The sequence below is a fragment of the Sporolituus thermophilus DSM 23256 genome (assembly GCF_900102435.1).
Lineage (GTDB): Bacteria > Bacillota > Negativicutes > Sporomusales > Thermosinaceae > Thermosinus > Thermosinus thermophilus.
In genome coordinates this window covers 14,304-36,421 of record NZ_FNBU01000005.1, presented here as the reverse complement: position 1 = coordinate 36,421, position 22,118 = coordinate 14,304, and the positions used below count along the sequence as shown (strand labels likewise).

General features: G+C 47.9%; 20 protein-coding genes. 5 read left to right on the top strand and 15 right to left on the bottom strand.

Features of this window, described 5'->3' with window-relative positions; genetic code table 11:
* Positions 1–10: 10 nt before the first annotated feature.
* The 4 genes from yqfD to yunB form a co-directional block, all read right to left on the bottom strand.
* Positions 11–1,228: a sporulation protein YqfD gene (gene yqfD / locus BLQ99_RS04380; RefSeq protein WP_093688520.1), complete on the bottom strand. Its 1,218-nt coding sequence runs from the start codon at positions 1,226–1,228 to the stop codon at positions 11–13.
* Positions 1,218–1,493 carry a sporulation protein YqfC gene (gene yqfC / locus BLQ99_RS04375; protein ID WP_093688518.1) on the bottom strand — a complete coding sequence of 92 codons (276 nt, stop codon included), beginning with the start codon at positions 1,491–1,493 and terminating at the stop codon, positions 1,218–1,220. The genes yqfD and yqfC overlap by 11 nt, the downstream gene beginning before the upstream one ends.
* Before the next feature lie 97 nt (positions 1,494–1,590).
* The gene (locus BLQ99_RS04370) at positions 1,591–3,114 is read right to left on the bottom strand and encodes an ATP-binding protein (protein ID WP_245690254.1); all 1,524 of its coding nucleotides are present in this window, start codon (positions 3,112–3,114) and stop codon (positions 1,591–1,593) included.
* Between the two features lie 239 nt (positions 3,115–3,353).
* The gene (gene yunB, locus BLQ99_RS04365) at positions 3,354–4,037 is read right to left on the bottom strand and encodes a sporulation protein YunB (protein WP_093688514.1); all 684 of its coding nucleotides are present in this window, start codon (positions 4,035–4,037) and stop codon (positions 3,354–3,356) included.
* A gap of 133 nt (positions 4,038–4,170) precedes the next feature.
* On the opposite strand from yunB, the gene BLQ99_RS04360 reads away from it, so the two are divergent.
* Positions 4,171–4,536 (top strand): alpha/beta-type small acid-soluble spore protein, encoded by a 366-nt coding sequence (locus BLQ99_RS04360; protein ID WP_093688512.1) that lies wholly within the window; start codon positions 4,171–4,173, stop codon positions 4,534–4,536.
* 41 nt (positions 4,537–4,577) lie between these two features.
* Here BLQ99_RS04360 and BLQ99_RS04355 read toward each other — a convergent pair whose 3' ends face one another.
* From BLQ99_RS04355 to BLQ99_RS04335, 5 genes are all read right to left on the bottom strand, one after another.
* A complete protein-coding gene (locus tag BLQ99_RS04355) occupies positions 4,578–5,339 on the bottom strand; it encodes a LamB/YcsF family protein (RefSeq protein ID WP_093688510.1) in 762 nt (253 codons plus the stop codon).
* 4 nt (positions 5,340–5,343) lie between these two features.
* Positions 5,344–6,363 (bottom strand): 5-oxoprolinase subunit C family protein, encoded by a 1,020-nt coding sequence (locus tag BLQ99_RS04350; protein WP_093688508.1) that lies wholly within the window; start codon positions 6,361–6,363, stop codon positions 5,344–5,346.
* Between the two features lie 2 nt (positions 6,364–6,365).
* A complete protein-coding gene (pxpB, locus tag BLQ99_RS04345) occupies positions 6,366–7,112 on the bottom strand; it encodes a 5-oxoprolinase subunit PxpB (RefSeq protein ID WP_093688506.1) in 747 nt (248 codons plus the stop codon).
* Between the two features lie 71 nt (positions 7,113–7,183).
* Positions 7,184–8,410: an NRAMP family divalent metal transporter gene (locus BLQ99_RS04340; protein ID WP_093688504.1), complete on the bottom strand. Its 1,227-nt coding sequence runs from the start codon at positions 8,408–8,410 to the stop codon at positions 7,184–7,186.
* A 45-nt stretch (positions 8,411–8,455) separates the two neighbouring features.
* Positions 8,456–9,157 (bottom strand): DUF2848 domain-containing protein, encoded by a 702-nt coding sequence (locus tag BLQ99_RS04335; protein WP_093688502.1) that lies wholly within the window; start codon positions 9,155–9,157, stop codon positions 8,456–8,458.
* 183 nt (positions 9,158–9,340) lie between these two features.
* Between BLQ99_RS04335 and BLQ99_RS04330 the strand changes: the two genes are divergently transcribed.
* Positions 9,341–10,129: a putative hydro-lyase gene (locus tag BLQ99_RS04330; RefSeq protein WP_245690252.1), complete on the top strand. Its 789-nt coding sequence runs from the start codon at positions 9,341–9,343 to the stop codon at positions 10,127–10,129.
* Between the two features lie 52 nt (positions 10,130–10,181).
* Here BLQ99_RS04330 and tyrS read toward each other — a convergent pair whose 3' ends face one another.
* Complete coding sequence (gene tyrS, locus BLQ99_RS04325) at positions 10,182–11,399, bottom strand: tyrosine--tRNA ligase (protein WP_093688500.1); 1,218 nt, start codon at positions 11,397–11,399, stop codon at positions 10,182–10,184.
* 163 nt (positions 11,400–11,562) lie between these two features.
* On the opposite strand from tyrS, the gene BLQ99_RS04320 reads away from it, so the two are divergent.
* Entirely contained in the window at positions 11,563–13,737 is a 2,175-nt protein-coding gene (locus tag BLQ99_RS04320) for a transglycosylase domain-containing protein (RefSeq protein WP_093688498.1), read from the top strand.
* A 605-nt stretch (positions 13,738–14,342) separates the two neighbouring features.
* Here BLQ99_RS04320 and BLQ99_RS04315 read toward each other — a convergent pair.
* Positions 14,343–14,666, bottom strand: coding sequence for a hypothetical protein (locus BLQ99_RS04315; protein WP_093688496.1), 324 nt, complete (start codon positions 14,664–14,666; stop codon positions 14,343–14,345).
* A gap of 149 nt (positions 14,667–14,815) precedes the next feature.
* Between BLQ99_RS04315 and BLQ99_RS04310 the strand changes: the two genes are divergently transcribed.
* Both BLQ99_RS04310 and BLQ99_RS04305 read left to right on the top strand, forming a co-directional pair.
* Positions 14,816–15,136: a YbaB/EbfC family nucleoid-associated protein gene (locus tag BLQ99_RS04310; RefSeq protein WP_093688494.1), complete on the top strand. Its 321-nt coding sequence runs from the start codon at positions 14,816–14,818 to the stop codon at positions 15,134–15,136.
* Between the two features lie 12 nt (positions 15,137–15,148).
* A complete protein-coding gene (locus BLQ99_RS04305; protein WP_093688492.1) occupies positions 15,149–15,703 on the top strand; it encodes a hypothetical protein in 555 nt (184 codons plus the stop codon).
* Positions 15,704–15,741: 38 nt separating this feature from the next.
* Here BLQ99_RS04305 and BLQ99_RS04300 read toward each other — a convergent pair whose 3' ends face one another.
* Genes BLQ99_RS04300 through BLQ99_RS04285 form a run of 4 tightly spaced genes read right to left on the bottom strand, consistent with a single transcriptional unit; the run spans position 15,742 to position 22,070 of the window.
* Entirely contained in the window at positions 15,742–16,275 is a 534-nt protein-coding gene (locus BLQ99_RS04300; RefSeq protein WP_093688490.1) for a ferredoxin domain-containing protein, read from the bottom strand.
* 21 nt (positions 16,276–16,296) lie between these two features.
* Entirely contained in the window at positions 16,297–18,651 is a 2,355-nt protein-coding gene (locus tag BLQ99_RS04295; protein ID WP_093688488.1) for an endonuclease MutS2, read from the bottom strand.
* Positions 18,652–18,661: 10 nt separating this feature from the next.
* Entirely contained in the window at positions 18,662–21,172 is a 2,511-nt protein-coding gene (locus BLQ99_RS04290) for a U32 family peptidase (RefSeq protein WP_245690250.1), read from the bottom strand.
* Positions 21,156–22,070: an alkaline phosphatase family protein gene (locus tag BLQ99_RS04285; protein WP_093688720.1), complete on the bottom strand. Its 915-nt coding sequence runs from the start codon at positions 22,068–22,070 to the stop codon at positions 21,156–21,158. The genes BLQ99_RS04290 and BLQ99_RS04285 overlap by 17 nt, the downstream gene beginning before the upstream one ends.
* Between the last annotated feature and the right edge of the window lie 48 nt (positions 22,071–22,118).

The window sequence follows — 22,118 nt, the reverse complement described above, 5'->3', positions numbered from 1 at the left end:
CTCCTTGTATTTATCGGACTATAGATACACTTTGCCCAATATCTTCAACTGTTTCTACGCTGACTTTCACCCGAACCAAATTGGGCTCTTCCGTTTTTAAGGTCTCGATATTGCGGGACAAAATTTGTGCATTTTCCGGAATCAGCCGCTGAACGACGTGCCATGCCTTGCCAATAGCCTCGTCGCGCGCCTGTTCTACAGTTATTTCCCGCCAGCTCGTTCCTAATTCATAGTAGATTTTTATAGTTGATTCGACAATGAACTCGCTATTCCTCCACCAGGCCAGTTTTTTATGTACTTCCTCCGTTTCGTAGTTTTCAAAAGGCGGCTCAGGAATGCGTTTCAACGGAATCTGGCGACTGCCAATGGTCACAGTAATTGCCATATCTTGATTGCCCGTTCGTTGTCGAACGGCCTGCACGGTACTAGCCTCGCCGTAGCCTTCATACCATACCCGTGCTTTAACAATTCCTTGCGCTCTTATGAGTTGAGAAGGAACGGAAATAATCGGTGTCTGGCCCGGTGCTATCGGTGCAGTGTTGCCGGGTTCCAACCCTTTAATTAGCAAATCTCCCTTCTTAACGGTATCGCCTTTTTTCACGGCTGGTTGACCTGCAACGGCGATTATTTCGGTAATGACCCCGTCCTTGGCGGCAATAACATGGGCTGGAGCCTTATCTTCTGTGCGAGGCATTGTTTTTTCCACAACTTCAATAAGTACACGCGTTCCCGCGATATGAACGCCAACCCATGCTACCTCGGGCAAACCAAACAAAATAGTGTTTTCCAGCGCCTTGACATCTACCTTTTCTTTGGGTACACCGGGCCTTAGCCCGTTACCGTCTACAATAGCCTTGATTCGGTCACTGCTCAGGATTTTCAGACCTGTAATATCCACAAACCAAATAAAACTTACAAGAAAGTTTAGTAAAAACAAATATAGAACCGCACCGACCACGAGCATTTTACGGCGCCTGAGCCTGTCGACGATGAAGGGCCAGCCATAGCGACTTACCACGCGAACACGGGCCCGGCTTTTTCTTGCAAGTGGTCTGATGCGAAAAAAATCGGACAGCCGCATGAACGCGAACATTTCGTCGTTTCTTTTAGAAATGCCCCATAAAAAAATATGCTGTGCCAAGCACAGGTTAATAAACTTTTCTGGCATCATACCCTGGATGCGAACGCGAACAGTACCGCTAAGGTAGTTGGCGATTTTATAAGTCATACTTGACCACCCCTACCGTGCCTTCTACCAAAATCTGCTCTGCCTGCAGGTTGCCCAAAGTAAGATTGGTACCGTTCACAATTAGTTCCCCCTGGTTCAGCTTCACCCGGACGGTAGTAGGAGTGTATTCTATAATGCCTTTGTGATTTTCAATCAGCAGTTGTTTATTGCCCAACATGGTAATCCGCGGCAAATCAAGGACAATATCCTGCGGTATTTCCAGTAATCTTGCCAATGTCTGTAAGCTTCCTTTTTTGCGGCGCATGCACACTCCCCCCTTATACCAAAAATGTATGCATAAACTATAGGTTTAGACCATGACATGAAAAAGCGTAGGATCTTTGTCCTACGCAGCAAGGGGGTTAGCTATTGGGGGCAACGAGGGTGTGACCTGATCGGCAACGCGCCAGAAAGTCCTCAAACTTGTGCACTTTGACCGGCGCTGCAAATCGCATATAGTTAGTTGCTAAAATCATTTCTCCACAATCGAGATTTTTGATTTCATTACGCTGTTGTAAAATATCTTTACGGCACATTGATTCTAGTTTGCTCCGATCGGCTTTTGACGCCAAACCCAATATAAATAGCGTATTTAGCTGAGAGAGCACCTTGTCGGCCAAAAGGCGGGGCTGCTGATCGACAACGCATAGGCCCAGGTTAAATTTTCGGGCCTCGCTAACTAGCCTGGCAAAAACGTTATTACTCGTGTGTTCCTTCTTCCCCAGGAAACGATGGGCTTCTTCCAACACGATCATAATAGGTTTTAAGCCGGCTCTTAGGTTATCCTGTTTTGAAGCATAATTCTGAAGCAGTTTTTTGGACAATAGGGTAGACAGCGCCTGTTCGCCCACAGGCGATATATTTTTAAGCTCTATAAGTACAACCTTTCCTTGCTCAAGTTCCCCTAGCAGCTGGTTAATTGTCGATTGCTGATATTCCTGGATATTCAATTCCTGTTGCAAGTTCCAACAAATACTCTTTATCTTGCTGATTGTGCGGGACTGAAATTTTTGCCCGGTACATCCCGCTAGCTCATCAATAATGTCCGCTACATCGTATTGAAGAAGATACTGTATCCAATTCTCCTGCCAAACGGAATGTAGTTTATATATGGCGTCAAGCTGAGGTTCGGTAAAGGTGGCACAGGCTGTAATATCTCCAGGGTCAATTTCCTGGGCATTTACGGCTAGTTTGCGCGTATGACTATCATAAGGACAAGTATTATAGACAGCCAACCGGTCAGCCGCCTTAGGGTGCTGACTCAAATCTCGAAAATATTCATTATGAACATCAAAAATCAGCATGCCATAGTTGCCATTATTGATCACCGAACTGGCTAATACTTTTACAAGATTGCTCTTACCGGAGCCCGTCGTTCCAAAAATACCGATATGTTCTGTAATCGCTTTAGATCCATAGATGCCAACCGGGAGGTCTAACACGCCTCGGCCACTCTTTAAAAAGCCTAATTCCAAATCGCCTTTCATTTCTGACAACAGTGCCGCGTCGTCCGAGCTAAGCCCACGGACTTCGCAAAAAAAGTCCGGACAAGTTTTCGGATTATGAAGATTGCCTTGGGAATCCACGTAACAAAGTTGTTCCGCCATGCCAATTTTAACCGTATGATTGCCGCCTAGATAAAAATCCAGCTCTTCTTGGTTTTCAACCTGTCCATTCTCATCCAACTTGCTCATTAAATAGCCAACGCCATTTAACCCTGACCAACGGGACTTCACCTTGAAGTCATAGGCGCGAATGTAAAAACGGTCACTGTTTTTGCCTTGCACCACTAAAATATCGCCAAAGTCAACATCCTGATTAGGAGCAACTACAAATTCCACATAAGTACCTTTTGCATAGGTCAACCTGCCTTTATACGTTGACAATGCGCTGCCCCCTTTCATAAGAATCGACCTAATCTTATTCTCTGCAAATTGTAATTAAAAATAACCTGTTTCACTTGCCAAATTTTAAAGCTTCAAATTTTAAAAACCGCTCTCCCCTGCGGTGCATTTATTCCTACCGCCATACCATTTTCCATTACCCCAAAAAATCAGCCTGGCACATCGGCTGTCGGGCCAGATGCGCCCAACAGTTTTACTGCCTAATAAATGACAAACCTGTATCAATTATGGCCATTGCCGTTTCCGCCTTGTGCATCATTAGGCAATGGAAAAGGAAATTGGACATAAGTATTAGGAACCTCGCCAACTACGACATATTCAGCAACCGGCACCTGCGTATGAACACTGATACTTTTGCTGACCAAAGGAACAACAATGCGAATTTGGGTAGTAGCCATGAGGTAAACCATATGGCGCGTCTGATTTATGCCAGCTTGTTCAAACTTGTCGACAACTTTTACCTGAACTGTGCCCATAGGGATAATTGTAACAAGAATTTTAGGCCCCCAGCTTGCCAAAATTTGACTACCTAAAACCTGGCCAATGGGAATATAGATTTTTTCTTCCGTAATAGTGTGTAAAGCATCTTGTACTTTAATGGTAGTATCAGCGGCCAGTTTATTAAATTCCATTGCATTGGGCTGGATCAAGACAACGCGCCCTTTACTGTCAAAACGAACTGTTACGAGCGTCTGAGGCTCAATGGTGCGACTTACTTTATCGTTGATAACATTATTAATAGTTTGTGTTGCAATAGCAGTAGCCCTTGCTTCCGCGATCGCCATCAATGTTGGTTTCAAATGCACTTCAACCCGCCAAAATACATAGGCTACCAAGCTGAACAACAGCAAGCCCATAATAGCGAATAAAGGCACAGAGGATTTTTTCCGCACGGAGAACCTCATTGTTCTCCCTCCTCAATAATGTTGCTTATTATTATATGCGCCAATATAGCGTCGGTGCTTTCGAAATTTTCCAGTCTATTTTTTTCTAAAATGCAAAAACTAGTTTTAAACAACAACACAGGAGTGGATGGCCATGGCAAACGATCATGAGATTCTGGAACCAAAAGCCAAGAACGCCCTGGAAAAACTGAAAATTAGAGTGGCCGACGAAACGCTTGGCCGTGAAATGGAACAACAAGTAACCGCGGAAAACTATGATAGCGTACTAGATCAAAAAAAATACGAAGTAGCCGAAGAACTAGGCCTAAAAGAAAAGATAGAGCAGGTTGGCTGGGAAAACATGACCACCAAAGAAGTAGGTAAAATCGGCGGCCATATGGGAGGAAAGATTGGCGGCAATATGGTAAAAAAATTAATCTCTATGGCCGAGGCCCAAATGGCGCCTGTGGCGGACGAAGCTGTGGATAAAAAAGCAGTGCTTGACAATAACGACGAATGACATAAAAAATACTAGACCGCTTATTCGCGGTCTAGTATTTTTTATCGACCAAAGGCTTTCAATATTATGTTTTCTTGTTCCAGTTTTGCCCGAATCGCTTTTATCATTTCAACCGCGCCCGGCGTATCGCCGTGAACGCAAATCGTTTGCGCCGCAATTGATACAACAGTACCGTCGATGGCAGTAACCGTCTTGTTTTTCACCATCGACAACACTCTGTCGGCGACGGCATTGACATCGTGAATGACGGCACCCGCTTGCCTGCGCGGCACTAGGGTGCCCTGACTCGTATACGCCCGGTCAGCGAAGGCTTCCTCGACATACTTGACGCCTACTTTTTTGGCCGCCTCTGTCATAGCGGAATTGCCCAAACAAACCATATAAAGCTCGGGATCGACGGCCTTAATGGATTCCGCAATTGCGACTGCCGTGGCCATATCTTTTTCCGCAACGTTATACAGCGCACCATGCGGTTTAACATGTTGCAGTTTAACACCTTCAGCTTTACAGAACGCCCACAAGGCGCCAATTTGATACATAACATCGGCTTTGATCTCTTCGAGGGAAGCAGCCATAACCCGGCGCCCGAAGCCTACCAAGTCCGGAAAGGAAGGATGAGCCCCGACCGCTACATCATATTTCTTCGCCAGTCGCACCGTCTTAAGCATATTCCCAGGATCCGATGCGTGAAAGCCGCAAGCTACGTTAATTGATGTCACATAGGGCATTGCTTCTTCATCATATCCCAATTTATAAACGCCAAAGCTTTCCCCCATATCACAGTTCAAGTCAATTGTCATCATATTGCTACACCTCCGTAATTTCTACCCGATAGGTCTGGTCGCCCACCTTGACATTAAACATTCTTGTCGGCCGGAAAATCTGATTGCCTGCCAAAGCCGCCTGGATTTGGGCATAAATCTGATGTTCGGCACGCAGAGCCGCAACCGCTTCCTCATTATTGCAGCGGACGAAGGAAACCGTATCGCCGGGCTTGGCCTGCGCCAGCTTGGTCAAATCCGGGCCAATGACCGTGCCGATCTTGGCATATCCTCCCGTTGTCTGACGGTCAGCCATCATGACGATGGGCATTCCATGCCCCGGCACCTGAATAGCTCCCTGACATAACGCATCTGAAACAATATCCGGTTTGCCGCTGTGTTCAATTTTTTCGCCTTCTAACCGGTATCCCATCCGGTCGGCCTCAGAAGATATGGTATAAACGGCCGTGAACAGAGTATCAATACCTTTGGCGGTGAAAAGGTCGTCCTGCGGTCCCAAGAGAACGCGCAGTTGGACGTGATTGCCGTATTGAGGAACAAATTGTTCGGGAAGATGCCGCGGCGCCGCAGGATGCCGGCTTTCACGACCAACCGACAGTTGATCTCCGGCCTGCAATTGCCGGCCTTGAAAACCGCCGACACCGGCCCGCGTGTACGTCGACCGGCTGCCCAAGACAACAGGCACATCAATACCGCCATGAACAGCCAGATAAGCGCGGCAACCACTTACGGCATAATCGAAGGCCAATTCGCTCCCTGCCGTTACCCAAAAGGAAGACCAGTTGCGGATTTTTTGCCCGTCCAGCCTACCCTGCATATCGGCGCCGCATACCGCCACCAGACAGTCGCGCTCAAAACGAAAGGCGCCGCCACGAAGGGTCATTTCCAGCACAGCGGCATTTACGGCATTACCGGCTAAAATATTGGCAATCTGGAATGCATACCGGTCCATGGCGCCGGCGACCGGCATCCCAAAAGCTTGGTAACCCCATCGCCCGTAGTCTTGAACGGTCGTAAACAGCCCAGGATTAAGAACGGTAATCATGGCTAAATCCCTCCTTTCACCACCATCTCGGCAATTTTCGGCGTATATCTGCCGGTCGCAACATCCCGCGCAATAGTTTGATATTCTTCGGGCGATATCGCGTAGAACTTAAGATAGTCGCCGGCCGCAAACAAGAACGGATTGGCCGCTTGCGGATCAAATGCTTTTACGGGTGTGCGTCCGATTAATTGCCACCCGCCGGGGCTTTCTATCGGGTAAAAACCTGTCTGTGTCCCGGCAATACCGACCGAACCGGCCGGTATTTTGGTCCGCGGCTTTTCCAAACGGGGGGTGGCAATCCGCTGCGACATTCCGCCTAAATAAGGAAACCCTGGCGTGAACCCCAGCATATAGACAAGATACGGCACGGAAGTATGAATCTCAATTACTTCCGCTTCTGTCAAACCGTTATGGTTAGCCACGAACCCCAAGTCAGGACCAAACTCGCCGCCATAACACACCGGGATATGAATGACGCGCGCCTTACTGCCCCCAGCCCCTACGGTGTCTTCACGGTCAAGCAAAGACATTGCCTGCTCGGCTACCGCTTGCCGCGTAATAGTTAACGGATCAAAGTAGATTAACAGCGACCGGTAAGTAGGCACGACTTCGATAATGCCCGGCAGTTTCAGGCCGGTAAGCCGGCGGCCAAGTTGATGCACCCGCCGGTTAATGTCGGGGTCGATGGATTGGCCGAATTCAACGACTATAGCCTGTTCCCCGGCTGGCAGTATTCTTACCCCTTCCATAGGTATCACCTCGCATTTGCTATCCACACACGGAGGCACCATGCAGGTTACATGGCGCCTCCGTGTATTTCTTATTTACTCCACAGTGCCGCAATCCCCTGGAGTGACATAACACCAGCATATGCCGAGACTAAAGCGGCCAAAATTCCGAACACAAGGAGCCAGGTCGGATGTTCATAATCGCCTACAATCTTCTTATTGCGAGCAGCGAGCAGCATGGATCCCAGTGTAATAGGCAGGATGAGGCCATTGAGTGAACCGACAATGACCAGCACGGTTACCGGTCTGCCGACAATCACAAAAACAAGGGTAGAAAAAATAATAAACAGCATTATGAAATAGGAGTTATACTTATCAACTACTTTAAACGTGGACCGCAGGAAGGAGACGCTCGTGTAAGCACAGCCCACAACGGAGGTAATTGCCGCCGACCAAAGGACGATCCCAAAAAACTTATAGCCCAGATTACCGGCAGCAATTTGGAAGACCGAAGCGGGAGGATTGTTTTTGGCCAGGGTAGCGCCAGCCGAAACGACGCCAAGAACCGCCAGGAACAAGATTACACGCATCACACCAGTGATTAAAATGCCGGTTACGGAGCTTTTATTAACTTCCTTAAGATTTTCATGGCCAACAATACCCGCGTCGAGCAACCGGTGGCCGCCGGCAAAGGTAATGTAGCCACCTACCGTACCGCCGACAAGGGTAATCATCGGCAGCAGCAGGCTGCCGTAGTCGGACGGGAAAACAGACTTAACAACCGCTTGCCCGACCGGAGGATTAGAAATAAGCATAACATAGGCCGTAAGCACAATCATGACGGCGCCCAAAGCCTTGGCTACCATGTCCATGGCAGCACCTGCTTCTTTCGAAGCAAAAATCGCCAGAGCTATTACACAGGATATTATCGCCCCCGTTTGCTCTGTAACGCCAAACAAAACGTTAAAGCCCATGCCGCAACCGGCAATATTGCCGATGTTAAAAGCCAGACCACCCATGACAATTAGCAGTGCAATAAAGTGACCAAGACCGGGAAAAACTTTATTGGCCACATCCTGGCCGCGCATCCGACTCATTGTAATAACGCGCCACACGTTCATCTGGGCGCCGATGTCAATGATTATAGACGCCAAAATGGCAAAGGCAAAGTCCGCGCGAAATTTTTCCGTAAACACCGTGGTTTGGGTCAAAAAACCCGGACCGATAGCAGAAGTAGCCATGATGAAAGCTGCCCCTAACAATACGGACCAGTTTGATTTAGAAGTTGTTCCAGATTTGGTAATTACCGGTTCTGCCATTATATACCTCCTAAAAATTTATTGCCCTCCATGCTATCTAAACCATTATTTAATTCCATCGGGCAGCACTTGCACAGTATACTCATGTCGCAATGAACGGCCCAATACCGGGTCAATCATTTCCAGTTCGTATTTGTCGGCAAAAATAAGCGCTTTGCCGACCGTATTAATCGTCCCGGAGAAAAAGACACTGTTGTTCAGTTTGGTAATACCCAGCTTTGTAAAAATAGGTTCCCATTCTTCCCAGCGCATGAGGGCGGCAAGCGTGGCATCCTGATAAAGAACCCGCTGGCCATCTTTTGTCACCCAGCATTTTAACTGGATTTGGTCCCAGTGATCCTTTACATCCTCATACAGCCACACTTCTTTGGCAATGATGTTGGGACAGGCCTGTTTGGATTTGGCAACACTGAAATTTTCCAACTCCCTGTCAGTATGGTCACTGCCAACAGTAACATATGCCCTGCCGGCCTGCCACAGCAAAACATATTCGATTTCCCCGGAAGTTTCGCTGTTTTGCACTTGAATTCGGTCCGCCGTTGTTAAATTGTAATTCGCTAAAGGATAAAGAGTAGGCGTAGTAGTCGGAGCGGGAACACCGACCTTGGCCAATTCTTCAATATGCTCCCTTACGTGTTCCTGATTGCGGCCAGCATACCCACCGTTATAGATGTTCTCAACTACCATTCCTACTTTGTCGCAGCCACCATTTTTATAAACGACTGTCAACTCAAGCAGATTTTTCATTAAACCCCTCCTCAATAACACAAAATAGTTTGCTATAACATGAACAAATGTATCTACACGATAATAAATGTTCCATTTATTGGTTAAAAATCCTTCTTTAACGGAAGGTATTACAACATTTTTTGTATAATTACTTTTTGTATAATTACATAGATAAATTTTCTAATAGGAAAGGTGATTTGTTTGGATTTGTCACAGATGCTTCCTAAAGCCGTTAAGGCCCTTATCAGGCAAAACAAGTTAGTCCAGCCTACTTCCGGCATGGCCAAAGGATACGCTCAGGCTAATCTAGTCGTTCTTCCCAAAGACCTGGCCTTTGATTTTCTCCTTTTTGCCCAGCGCAATCCCAAACCTTGTCCCATCCTCGATGTCACTGAAGTGGGTTCGCCTGAACCGGCATTGGTTGCACCCGGTTCCGATTTGCGCTACGACATCCCCAAATACCGGATCTATGTAAAAGGCCAGCTTGTTGAAGAAGTCTTGGATCTCGAGAAATATTGGACTCAAGACCTTGTCGCTTTTCTGCTAGGCTGCAGTTTTACGTTTGAAGCTGGGCTGTTGGATGCCGGAATACCCGTCCGGCATATTGAAGAAAACTGTAATGTTCCCATGTATATTACTAATAAACAGTGCATACCGGCGGGAGTATTCCGCGGCCCCATGGTGGTTAGCATGCGCCCCATCCCGCAGGAGCAGGTAGTCAAAGCCGTGCAGGTGACATCACGGTTTCCCGCCGTGCATGGCGCTCCCGTCCATATTGGCGATCCGGCGGCCATAGGGATTAAAGATCTTAGTAAACCCGATTTCGGCGATGCCGTAACCATAAAGCCCGGAGAAGTTCCTGTATTCTGGGCGTGTGGTGTTACCCCTCAGGCCGTAGCCATGACAGTCAAGCCTGAATTAATGATTACGCATGCTCCCGGTCATATGTTCATCTGTGACATCCGCGACGAAGACCTCGCTCTCTTCTAAAAAAGAAAAAGGCTAGACCGCATCACCGGTCTAGCCTTTTTCTCTAAAAAATCTATTTTACTAAAACGATCTTGGCAAATTTTCGTCTGCCCACTTGAGCCACCAAACCATCAACAAGGAACACTTCTTCATCCACATTGGTAATTTTCTCGCCGTTAATCTTAACTGCTCCCTGCTGAATGGCACGCTTGGCTTCACTGTTGCTGCCTGCCAGACCAAGTTGGACAAGCAGCTTGGGCAGCCACACGGGAGCATCACTGGCCGGCAAGCTGATCTCCGGCATATCCGTAGGAATGTCCCGCTGCTGAAAAACGCGAATAAATTCCGCTTGGGCATTATCTGCCGCTTCTACACCATGATATAGCCGAACCAGCGTATGGGCCAAACGCATCTTGGCGTCGCGTGGGTGAAGCTCGCCGGTCTTCAGGCCATGCCGAATAGCTTCCAATTCCTCCAGGCTTACATCGGTAACCAATTCGAAATAACGAACCATCAGGTCATCTGGGATGGACATCGCTTTCCCGTAAATTTCACCGGGCGGTTCATTGATACCAATATAATTACCCAGACTTTTGCTCATTTTGTTGACGCCGTCAAGCCCTTCCAAGATAGGCATCATAATCGCCACCTGCGGTTCCTGGCCAAACTGTTCCTGCAAGTGCCGCCCCATCAGCAGGTTAAATTTTTGGTCGGTGCCGCCAAACTCAATGTCCGCCTTTAGCGCTACTGAGTCATAACCCTGCATAAGAGGATAAAAGAACTCATGAATACTGATCGGCCGCCCCTCTTTAAACCGCTTGGAAAAATCCTCCCTTTCCAGCATCCGGGCAACGGTATATTGTGCGGCCAGTTTTATAACGTCGGCAAATGAAAGCGGCGCTAGCCAAGAGCTGTTAAACACTACTTCTGTTTTTTCTTTGTCAAGAATCCGGAAAATTTGCTCCTCGTAAGTGCGGGCGTTAATGCGGATTTCTTCTTCGGTAAGCTGTTTACGAGTCTCCGATTTGCCGGTCGGGTCACCAATTCGACCGGTAAAATCGCCGATGATAATAATAACGTGGTGCCCCAAGTCCTGAAACTGCTTGAGCTTGCGGAGCACCACCGTATGTCCAAGATGAATATCCGGTGCGGTAGGGTCTAACCCAAGCTTTACCCTAAGAGGTATGCCCGTACTAACAGACCGCTTCAGTTTTTCTACCAGCAGCGGTTCTGGCAGGATTTCGGCGACACCGCGTTTAATTATTCTTAACTGTTGTTCAACAGGTAGCATATCCTTCCTCCCAAAACGCCAAAATGGACATTTTTTACCTTATTTTGGGTATCATCCAGCCGCATTATAACATAACATTTAGGAATTTGCAAATTAGCCTAATTATGCTTAAGGTGCTGTTTATGATATAATAATTTGTATGCTGGCAAGTTAAGGAGGCATTATGAGTAAAAAGCATAACGAGCAGGGTCAGTACGACCGACGCCGCCGCGGCAAAATTGGAAGGCTGATCGCCATTGCACTGATTGTTTTTGCTGTCTTGGTAGCGGGCGCAGGACTAGGCTTTGTAACGGCTAGTATTCATACCATGCCAAGCCTGAAAGGGGAAATTCGTCCTGCCGCATCGTCGCAGGTTTTCGACAGCAACGGAAAATTGATCACGACTATCCACTCTGTCGAGAACCGTCTTCCCGTATCTATTAATAAAATACCTAAAGACTTGCAGAACGCTTTCATCGCCGCCGAAGATGCCCGGTTTTACCAGCACATTGGCATTGATCCCCGGGGAATTTTGCGGGCCATTTGGGCGAATATTACCGATAGGGGCGTATCGGAAGGCGGCAGCACAATAACTCAACAGTTGGCCAAAAATGCCCTTCTGTCACAGGAACGTACCCTCAAGCGGAAAATCCAGGAAGCCGTACTTGCCTTACAAATTGAGCGGCAATACAGTAAAACTGAGATTTTGGAAATGTACCTTAACCAGATTTATTTTGGACAGGGAGCTTACGGCGTACAAGCCGCTGCGCAGGTATATTTTGGGAAGAATGTTGAGAACCTTTCTTTAGCGGAATGCGCCATGTTGGCCGGTATTCCGAAAAGCCCTAATTATTACTCGCCGACAAATAACTTTAAGGCGGCAAAAGAACGGCAACTCACTGTCCTCAACCAGATGGTCAAGTATGGATACATTGACGAAGCCACTGAGGAAAAGGCGAAGAAAGAAGAAATTAAATTAGTATCACCTTCTGCAAAAGACCGGCCAACCGCATCCTATTTTGTCGACTATGTTGTCCAGCAATTAATTGATAAATATGGTGCCGATGCCGTATATAAAGACGGGTTAAAAATTTATACCAGCCTCGATCTGGATATGCAGCAAGCCGCTGAGCGGGCCATGGCCCAACTCCCTACTGCATACACGGATAAAAACGGGATTAAACAGCCCCAGGGAGCGCTGGTGGCGATAGATCCGCACACAGGATACATCAAAGCAATGGTTGGCGGCAGGGGCAACGACCAATTTAACCGGGCCGTTATGGCGGAACGTCAGCCCGGTTCGGCTTTTAAACCTTTTGTATACCTAGCAGCCCTCGAAAATGGCTTTACAGCTGCTTCGATTATAGATGATAGCCCTGTTTCTTTCGGCAGTTGGTCTCCTGTAAACTATGACGGCAAGTTTCGCGGACCTGTTTCGCTGCGTACCGCCCTGGAGCAATCACTCAACGTGGTAGCCGTCAAAATCGCGCACCAAGTTGGCGTGGATAAACCTCTATATTATGCCCAGCAGATGGGGATTTCTACATTAGTCTTGCATGGCAATACTAATGACCGCAATTTGGCAATGGCCTTAGGCGGTCTTACCCGTGGCGTAACGCCGCTGGAAATTGCGAGCGCTTACGGTGTGCTGGCCAACCACGGTATTCGGGTGGAGCCTGTCGCCATTATTAAAGTTGTTGACCGCAATGGCAAAGTTCTTGAACAACATACTCGCCGCGAAAAGATTGTCGTTAACGAACGCACTGCTTATCTTTTGACAGACATGCTGCGCGGAGTAATCACTCATGGCACCGGTACGGGAGCCAATATCGGCCGCCCGGCCGCGGGCAAAACGGGGACAACCAGCGACTACAAGGATGCCTGGTTCGTGGGCTATACCCCTGACCTGGTCGCTGCCGTCTGGATGGGTTACGACAATGACGGGTATCTAGGGGGCATAACCGGAGGCTCCATCCCAGCCAGTATTTGGCGTACTTTCATGAGCAGCGCCCTAGCTAAATATCCGGTACGGGACTTTGTGGCGCCTCAAGGCATTGTGACCGCTACGATATCGAATAAAGACGGACTGCTGGTTACCGATCCGAATAATAAAGAAAGCCGCAAGGAAATCTTTATCGAAGGCACGCAGCCGACCCAACCTAGCCCAGCCGCCAATAAACCCAATAACCCCGATAACAAAGATGAAAAAGATAAAAAACCAGCCGAACAGGCTGATAGCAAGACCGGTGATAAGTCAGTACCCCCTCCGCCTGCCCGACAAGATAAACCGGTCACTGCGCCTACTACCCCGGCTACCCCGCCGCCGCCCAAACCGGAGCCTAAAAAAGGCGGGCCGTAACATCAAAAAAACACGCGAATTTCTCGCGTGTTTTTTTGTATGCCCGCATATATATTCAGTAGATACGCTGTAGTCAAATACGGTGAAGAATTTGTCCCCAAAAGTTTTTTAGGCAAACTAGATTGCTAAATAGAAGTACACGAATCTTCATCGACAAAGAAGAACAGTAGCAGGATTATAATAATGAGAATAATCACCCAGCTACTATTACCAAAGCCACAACGCCCGAAACCCATAAACTTTTCCTCCTTTCCTTAACTTTAGGTGAAAAATGATTTAGCGATAATCCTTAAAACATATGTTTCTACTTTGAAGGTCTCTAACCCTTATAAAATTCAGGAACACGATGTGCGTGTTCCTTAGGGGCTAGAGATTATAAACTGCTGTCACAGTCGTCTTCAAAGAAGAATAACAGTAGAATAATTATAATGATAATCCAGACAAACCCACCATGGCCAAATCCGCAACCTCTTGCCATAATATAACCTCCTTAAATGTATCATTTGGGGAGGGCTATTTGTGGTGCCCTCTTTCTAATTTCAATATATGGAGTTAGCAGGAGAAGTGTTACACCAAGGCGCCTCACATTTTGCGAGAACGTTTTCTCACTTCAATAGTTTTCTAACATGATTTGGCACTTCCGCTGCCGTTTTTAAAGATTGCAAGGTAGTATTCATGAGTTCGGTTACGTTCCTGATTTTATCTATCGAAGTAGTCATACTGCTTATTCTTCTGTCCATATTTACATTGTCAGACATCAGAGTAAGTAAAATTACTAACAATTGAGAACCAGAATTGGGGTTATTTAATACTTTTCTAAGCAAACGAACCGGCGTTACCGGCTTTGCCTGTTTCGCCTTTCCTGCTGCCGTTTCGCCACTGGCGGCAGTACGTTCCCGCCGTTTTTTCTTATGCAACCCAAAGGCCATTTTATGTCACCCCTTAAAGTCATAATTTATTTCTAATCTAATATATGACTAGCGACCTGCATCGGTCTCGAGGAATAGAAAAGACATACATTAAATTTCTAATAAACGAATAGATTAACTTAAGTTTAAAATTTATGGAGGTGAAGTTTATGCTGGAAAACCTGGGAAACATTATGGAAATGGTGAAAAAAATTCAACAAAATGTCGAGAATGTCCAGGAAAACTTGAAAAATGAACGGATTGAAGTTTCAAGCGGGGATGTAATAAGAGTTGTCATAAACGGCCAGCAAGATATTATATCCATTGAATTGAACGCCAAGTATTTGTCGCCGGATAATGCAGCTCTCCTTCAAGATTTGCTTGTGGCCACCATAAATAATGCCCTGGCAAAATCGCGCGATCTTAATCAGACTGCCATGAATAAATTGGCAACCGAGTTAAATTTGCCGAAAATTCCGGGACTATTTTGAGGGGGCATCAGAATGGCAAATGACAATTCTGATAAGCCCATGACCCTTCTCCCCTCGATCATCCGTATGCTTGATGCCGCGGTTCAAGGCAGCGCAAGCTATGGTGCAGTTATGGATATTTTGGCTCTAATCTGCCTTTTCCTTATCCTAAACCGCCACCAAACCACAACCGTGGTTGCGTTACCGCCTTCGGCGGGTAATCCCGTGCAAAAGTTACTTGGCGAGCTAGGCAAATCTAGTGGCGGCAGCGCGCCTGCAGATGCCCTCTCTACACTTCTGCCTCTATTAAATAATTCACAACTTAAATCAAAATTAACCCCGGCCAATATTGCTGCTGTCCTTGGACTGCTAAGCAGTTTAAGCAGTGGCGAAAAACACGAAGGGAAAAACGAGAAACAGGAAAAAAGTGAAAAGGAAGTAATAAATACGGAACCGAAAAAGAATACGCCAGCCGCCACGATAACGACAGCAGAGACGGATAACGAAGGTCACGTCAGAAATATCACCGATCAGGACTCGGAAAAAAAAGACGGTAGCCGCTATTTAAACTGGAAAAATCATTTTTAAGTCATAAAAAAACTGAGGTGCGAATACACCTCAGTTTTTTATGTTCTGTCAAAAAAGGGGCTTTTTCCGGAAATGCTTAGGGGAATACCATAGGCAATTTTTACAACGTCTTCTTCAAAAATATCCAGATTGAGAGCTGCCCGGCCGATGCTAAACATAACGCGGTTATCGACATGATGCTGGGCCGCGACGCTTACGGCCGAGCCAATAGCAATACCTAAATCGCCTATACTGATAGCACAAAGGCCATTGTTTTTTTCGTTTTCGGCACAGTTGGCAAAACCGCAATAACCGCAAGCAGGTACTCCCAAAGGTTTCACTTTTTGTCCGAGAAGTACAACCAGTGCAGCCTTGTCTAAACAAATAGCATCCCTTTCAAAAAAATGCGCACCGGTCGTCTTGGCAATCCGGCGCATTTCTTCCGCCAACTGGTCTTTCACCCGCCCTTTTACCACCATAGCAACCAGATTGTCCACACCTTTGGCTTTTGGCGCTGTCCTAGCCGCCACGCACATCAGGTCGGCAACATACTCGATAGCGCGTTCCTCAATCTCCCGATATTTAGTTATCATCTGCCTCTCCTCCATATTACTTTACTTTAATTTAACAACCGTTACTCCGTCCCCGCCTTCACTAAGCTCACCGATGCGTATCTCAACTACATGCGGATGGTCTTTAAGATATGCGCGAACTCCCTTGCGTAACGCGCCTGTACCTTTACCGTGAATCACGTTTACTTCACTTAAACCGGCAAGCAAAGCATCATCCAAGTATTTTTCCAATACTGTCTCGGCCTCGGCAACGGTCATACCGCGGACGTCAATTTCCCGAGAAACACTTTGAACTTTAGCCAGGTCTACGCTTACCCCCTTATGCCCCTGACCGGTCGGCGCCATTTCTTCTACTATCCGGCAAGCAGCCACCGGCACGTTTACCTTTAAAACGCCTAATTGAACAACCGCCTCCCCGTCTTTAATTGCTAAAACAGAGCCCTTTTGCCGCAAAGTTGTTACATAAACTGTAGAGCCTGGCGCAAGTAACGCGGGAGGTGCTGTCTTTTCGGCAGCGTCAGGTTCCGGATGATGCAACTCAGCCATCTGTCGCTGCAATTGCCGCCGCGCATCCGCGATAGCTTGTTGTCGCTGTTTATCGCTGGCAGCGGAAAACTGTTCCTTAAGACGGGCAATAACCTCTTCAGCCTGCCGTCTGGCTTGGCGAACAATACTCATCGCCTCTTCCTGCGCCTTATCGATAATTTCCCGTCTGCGCAATAAAAGCGCTGCTTCTTCCTGGGCTAATTTCTGGCGCAGGGCGGCTACTTCCGTTTCTAGCTCCGCCATTCGCCGCCGGCGCTCTCCATATTCTTTCTTTTCTTGTTCCAAAGCAGCCAAAATCTTTTCAAATTGGGCATAATCTTTATCTAAAAATTGTCTGGCCCTATCGATCAGTTCCTGTGGCAGCCCTAACCGCCGGCTGATAGCGAAGGCGTTGCTGCTGCCGGGAATACCAATCTGCAGTCGGTAGGTAGGACGTAATGTATGTATATCAAATTCTACGCTAGCATTCTCAATTCCATGTCTGGAGTAAGCGAAAGTTTTAAGTTCACTGTAATGAGTGGTGGCAATCGTCCTGGCCCCCGCGCCGTGTAAATATTCAAGAATGGCCATGGCTAAAGCCGCCCCTTCACCCGGATCGGTACCTGCGCCGATTTCATCAACCAGTACCAGGTCATGGGCCGACACTTTTGCCAATATTTTCACCAAATTGGTCATATGAGCCGAAAACGTGCTCAGGCTTTGTTCAATACTCTGCTCATCGCCAATATCGGCAAAAACGTTTCTAAATACTGGCATTTCCGAGCCTGAACCGGCAGGAATGAACAACCCGGCCTGAGTCATAAGGGCAAATAGCCCGACTGTTTTTAAGGTTACCGTTTTACCGCCGGTATTTGGCCCCGTAATAAGCAAAATAGAAAAGTCTTCACCCAATCTTACGTCGATCGGTACAACTTCATCACGAGGAATCAAAGGATGGCGAGCTTGCCGCAGAAAAATTCGGCCTTTATCATTTAATAGCGGTATATTGGCTTGCATATCCAGCCCCAACTTAGCCTTTGCGAAAGCAAGATCAAGGGCGGCCACTATTTCGCTATTTTGACGGATGGCATCGACATGGCGGGCAACCTGTGAACTTAAAGACGCAAGAATGCGTTCTACTTCATTTTTTTCCGCCGCTACCAGTTGCTTAATGTCATTGTTGAGGTTGACGACGGCCATCGGTTCGATAAAAACAGTCGCCCCGCTCGCCGACTGGTCGTGAACAATGCCGGGGAAATGATAACGATGCTCCTGCTTAATGGGGATGACATAGCGGTCACCCCTGATGGTAACTAAAGCCTCTTGAAAATATTTTTGATACGCGGAGGAATGAAGTATTTGATCCAATTTTTCCTTTACCCGCTGCTGCGCTGCCCTAATCTCCCGGCGAATACGGGTAAGTTCCACACTCGCTTCGTCGCGCACTACCCCTTGTTCACTCACGGTGCTCTCAATGGCTGCTTCCAAATTGCGTAAAATGGTAATCCGCCCTGCTTTCTCGGCTAAAAGCACGGTTGGCGGCTTTGCCTCTAGCAAGAATTGTTTAAGCCGGCGGGCCGCATACAGTGTACTGCCAATGGCCAGTAATTCTTCCGGTTCAAGGATCGCCCCGATTTCCAGCCGGCGAAGAATAGCGCGAATATCACGTGCTCCGCCAAACGGGACCTGGGACGAAGCCAAGAGAATGTCTCGTGCTTCCCCTGTTTCCCGTAGCCGGCGCTCTACTTCGTTTCGATCGTCGGTAGGCTCAAGGGCCAAAGCCAGTTCCCGGCCCATACTGGTAACCGTTGCCTCAGCCAGCATGTTGCGAATTTTTACAAACTCCAAAGTTGTCAATACTGATGTATCCATTACCTTCTCCTTATAAAACGCCCCTAAAATAATGCCCCCTGGTGATGTCGGCATGCTCAACCGTGGAGAAATCGCCCTTAATTAACAGAGGGTGGTCTTCACCAAAGTCCAATAACTGGCGGTACAATTGGGTAATTCGCTGCACATAGGCAGGGTCACCTGTTTTCGCTTCAATACGAATACGGTCAATGCCGAGTTGAATGAACTTCATGACATGAGGCAGCATATTAAGTTCTTTGGCATTTAAAATATGCATGCGGCAAAACTGGTCAGTTGCCACCGCAAATTTCTCATTCATCCGATCGCGGAGCCAATACTCGCCGCGCAGGCAGGCTTGGTTGCAATTACCGGTATGCAGAGCTCCGATAAAGCTGCCGACAACACAGTACTCAGAAACCATTAAAGGCAAATAGCCATGGACAATACATTCCAACGCCGCACTGCCCCAACCGGCAATTTTCTCAATCTGATCAAAGTTCAGCTCAGGCGATAAAGTCAGGCTCGCCACTCCCTGCTCAGTGAGAAAACAAACGGCAGCACTATTATAAATATTGAAAGAAAAATCAGCATGTAGCGGCAAAGGGCATATTTGGCGTGCAATATGCAAAGAGCCAAGGTTACCTACACTAATACCATCCGGGCAAATTTCAGTAAATAGTTCCAGTTCTTTGCGCAGCCCCGGTATTTGCCATTCCTTTACCAGCCGCGGTGTATTTAATATTATCTTCCTACCATGATATCGGGTAAGTTCAACGGCCTGACGATATTCATCAGCCGTTATCGACCGGTGGTTATAAGTCTCTCCGCCATACAGCACCCAATCCGCTCCGGCAACTAACGCGGCTTCAAGCTTTTCCAGGGTATCAACATTAACGATAAGTTCGGTTTTCGCTTTGGCACTGGCCGCCTTATCCGGAGGACACAGCTCTTCCAAGGTGATACTCCTTGGCGACAGATCCGGGCGGCGATAACGGGACAGCCGCGCCTGCTCCAAGGCTTCGACGGCCTTACGACGCGCTTCGTTAATTTCGCTTAGCGGAACCATGACTTCGCCCTCAATCCGACATATTAAGTTCCGTAAGGCAAAAACGGTTGTACCAAGGCGCTCAAGCTGTTTCTTTACTGTTTCCGCGGTAAGCGGCCGTTTGATTGCCCTTTCTGCAATAAAATTGGTTGCGGCGGCGCCGCGAAATCCATCTACATCAGTAAATGTGATAGTCAACGGTCGTCCTTCGCCGACATCCACTTCGGCATCTACCGCGATGCGGCGCAAGGGGGCGCCAGTATTGAAGAAAGCGCGTGCCCGTTCCATCAGCTTAGCATCAAAGGTTTTAAACACCCGGTCGCCCGGCCTTACCGGTGACGGAACGGGTATTGCTACCGCCCTGCCTGCCGGTGCTTCCGGGACATCTTGGCCCTGCAGTTTCAGCGCGGTCACGTTCGTGCAAACCCGACCGCCTACTTTGACCCAAAATTCTACCATATCGCCAAGCGCCAGCGGCTCATCCAGCCGAATTACCGCCGTCTTCTCCCGCGGCGAATAGTCTATTACCCGGCCAATGCGAACGCCGCGATTATTAGGCCGACGGTCACTCATCATAAATCTGCCTTCTTTTCCGAAGAGGTAGGCGGTTGTAAAATCGCGGTTAAAAATTTGGGCTAAATCCTTATGGTCCTGTGTACTTACGGTAAAATTCGTTTTATTTGCTAAATAAGCATCTATCGCGCGCCGGTATGTGTCCACGACTACCGCGACATATTCCGGCCGCTTCATCCGTCCTTCGATTTTAAGCGATACAACACCAGCCTCGATGAGGCGGGGTATATGTTCGATAGTTTTTAGGTCTTTGGGACTTAATAAATATTCGCCCGCATCCCGACCTTCAAGAATATTGCGCCCCTCTTTGTCCACCAGAGTATAAGGAAGACGGCAAGGCTGTGCACATCGCCCGCGGTTGCCGCTGCGCCCGCCGATTAGACTGCTCATAAGACATTGTCCCGAATAGCATATACAAAGTGCACCATGAATGAAAGTCTCAATTTCAATGGGAGCATGACGGCAAATATAAGCTATATCATCCAGAGAAAGCTCGCGGGCAAGTACTGCGCGGGTAAAGCCGTGCTCGGCCAAAAACTGCACTCCGGCCAAGTTATGAACTGTCATCTGTGTACTGGCATGAATTGGCAGATGGGGCACAACGGTTTTGGCGATACAGGCCACGCCTATGTCCTGTACAATAATCGCATCCACGCCGATTGTGTATAAATAACGAAGGTAATCGATAAGCAATGGCATTTCCCCATTATCAACAAGGGTATTGACCGTGACATAAACCGAAATGCCGCGCAGGTGGGCCAGCCGCACGGCTTCCGCGAGCTCTTCATCGGTAAAGTTGGGAGCATAATGGCGTGCCCCAAACATCTTACCACCTAAATAAACCGCGTCAGCGCCACTCTCCAGCGCCGCCACCAGCGCCTCCTTACTCCCAACCGGGGCAAGCAATTCAACCACTGTTCTCATTCCTTTCCAACAGACCAATAATGGTTGGTGTCACGTCCGTTAGTTGCCTAATTTGCTCCGCCGCTTCCGTACAACGGCAGCCAAACACTATAACCGGGACAGGATTGTATGTATGAGTCCTGACGCTAAAATCTTCAAAATTCCCGTGGTCACTGGCGATAATTACCGTCATATTCGCTGGCATAGCCTGCCAGATGGCCCAAAAAAACTGATCCAGCCTGCCGACAATGTGAGCCGCTTTCTGCCAGTCCTGTTTATGCCCACACCGATCAGTCTGAAAATACTCGAACATGGTGAAATGATGCCGGCAGGCGATTTCCACCAAACGGCGCCCGGCCAGAGCCGGGGTGACAAGAGGGACGGGAAAACCGGCTTCCGCTAACATTTCATTGGTAAGATCTTGATAGACGGCGTCGCCGTTTAACAGCTCGGCCAGCGACCGCAACGGCTGTCCGGCTTCTAAAATAACCAGCGTAGTTGCTGCGTGCCGCCGCTTACGTGCTGCAACCAGGTTTAGATAATTCGGCGTATACATATTGGCGGATGTTGCCATGTATTTTTTGTCAACTAATCTTTTCATAATCCCGTACTGGCGAATAAATTCGGTCAGTTGCGGCCCCGGAAAGCCAGCAACGTGCCGTCCTAGCTCTTTAGCAGCATTAATGCCGGTAAAAAGCGCCGTTTGTCCGGTCGCGCTCTGCGGCAGTCCCGCTGTTTCCAGTCTGGCGTCAACTGGGACAAGGCAAGCACGGCTGCTCACAAAACGGCCTATTTCCTGAGTTAGCGGCCTACCGAAAAGCATCTCAAAAAAAGTCGTGTGAAAGCGAATAAGCGGGTTTACCGTTTCATCACTGGTGCCAAGACCAAGGCCATCGACAAAAACTAATAACACGTGCATGAAGTAATAGCAACCGTCCTCCTTATGAAATGGAAAAAGAAGGGCGTT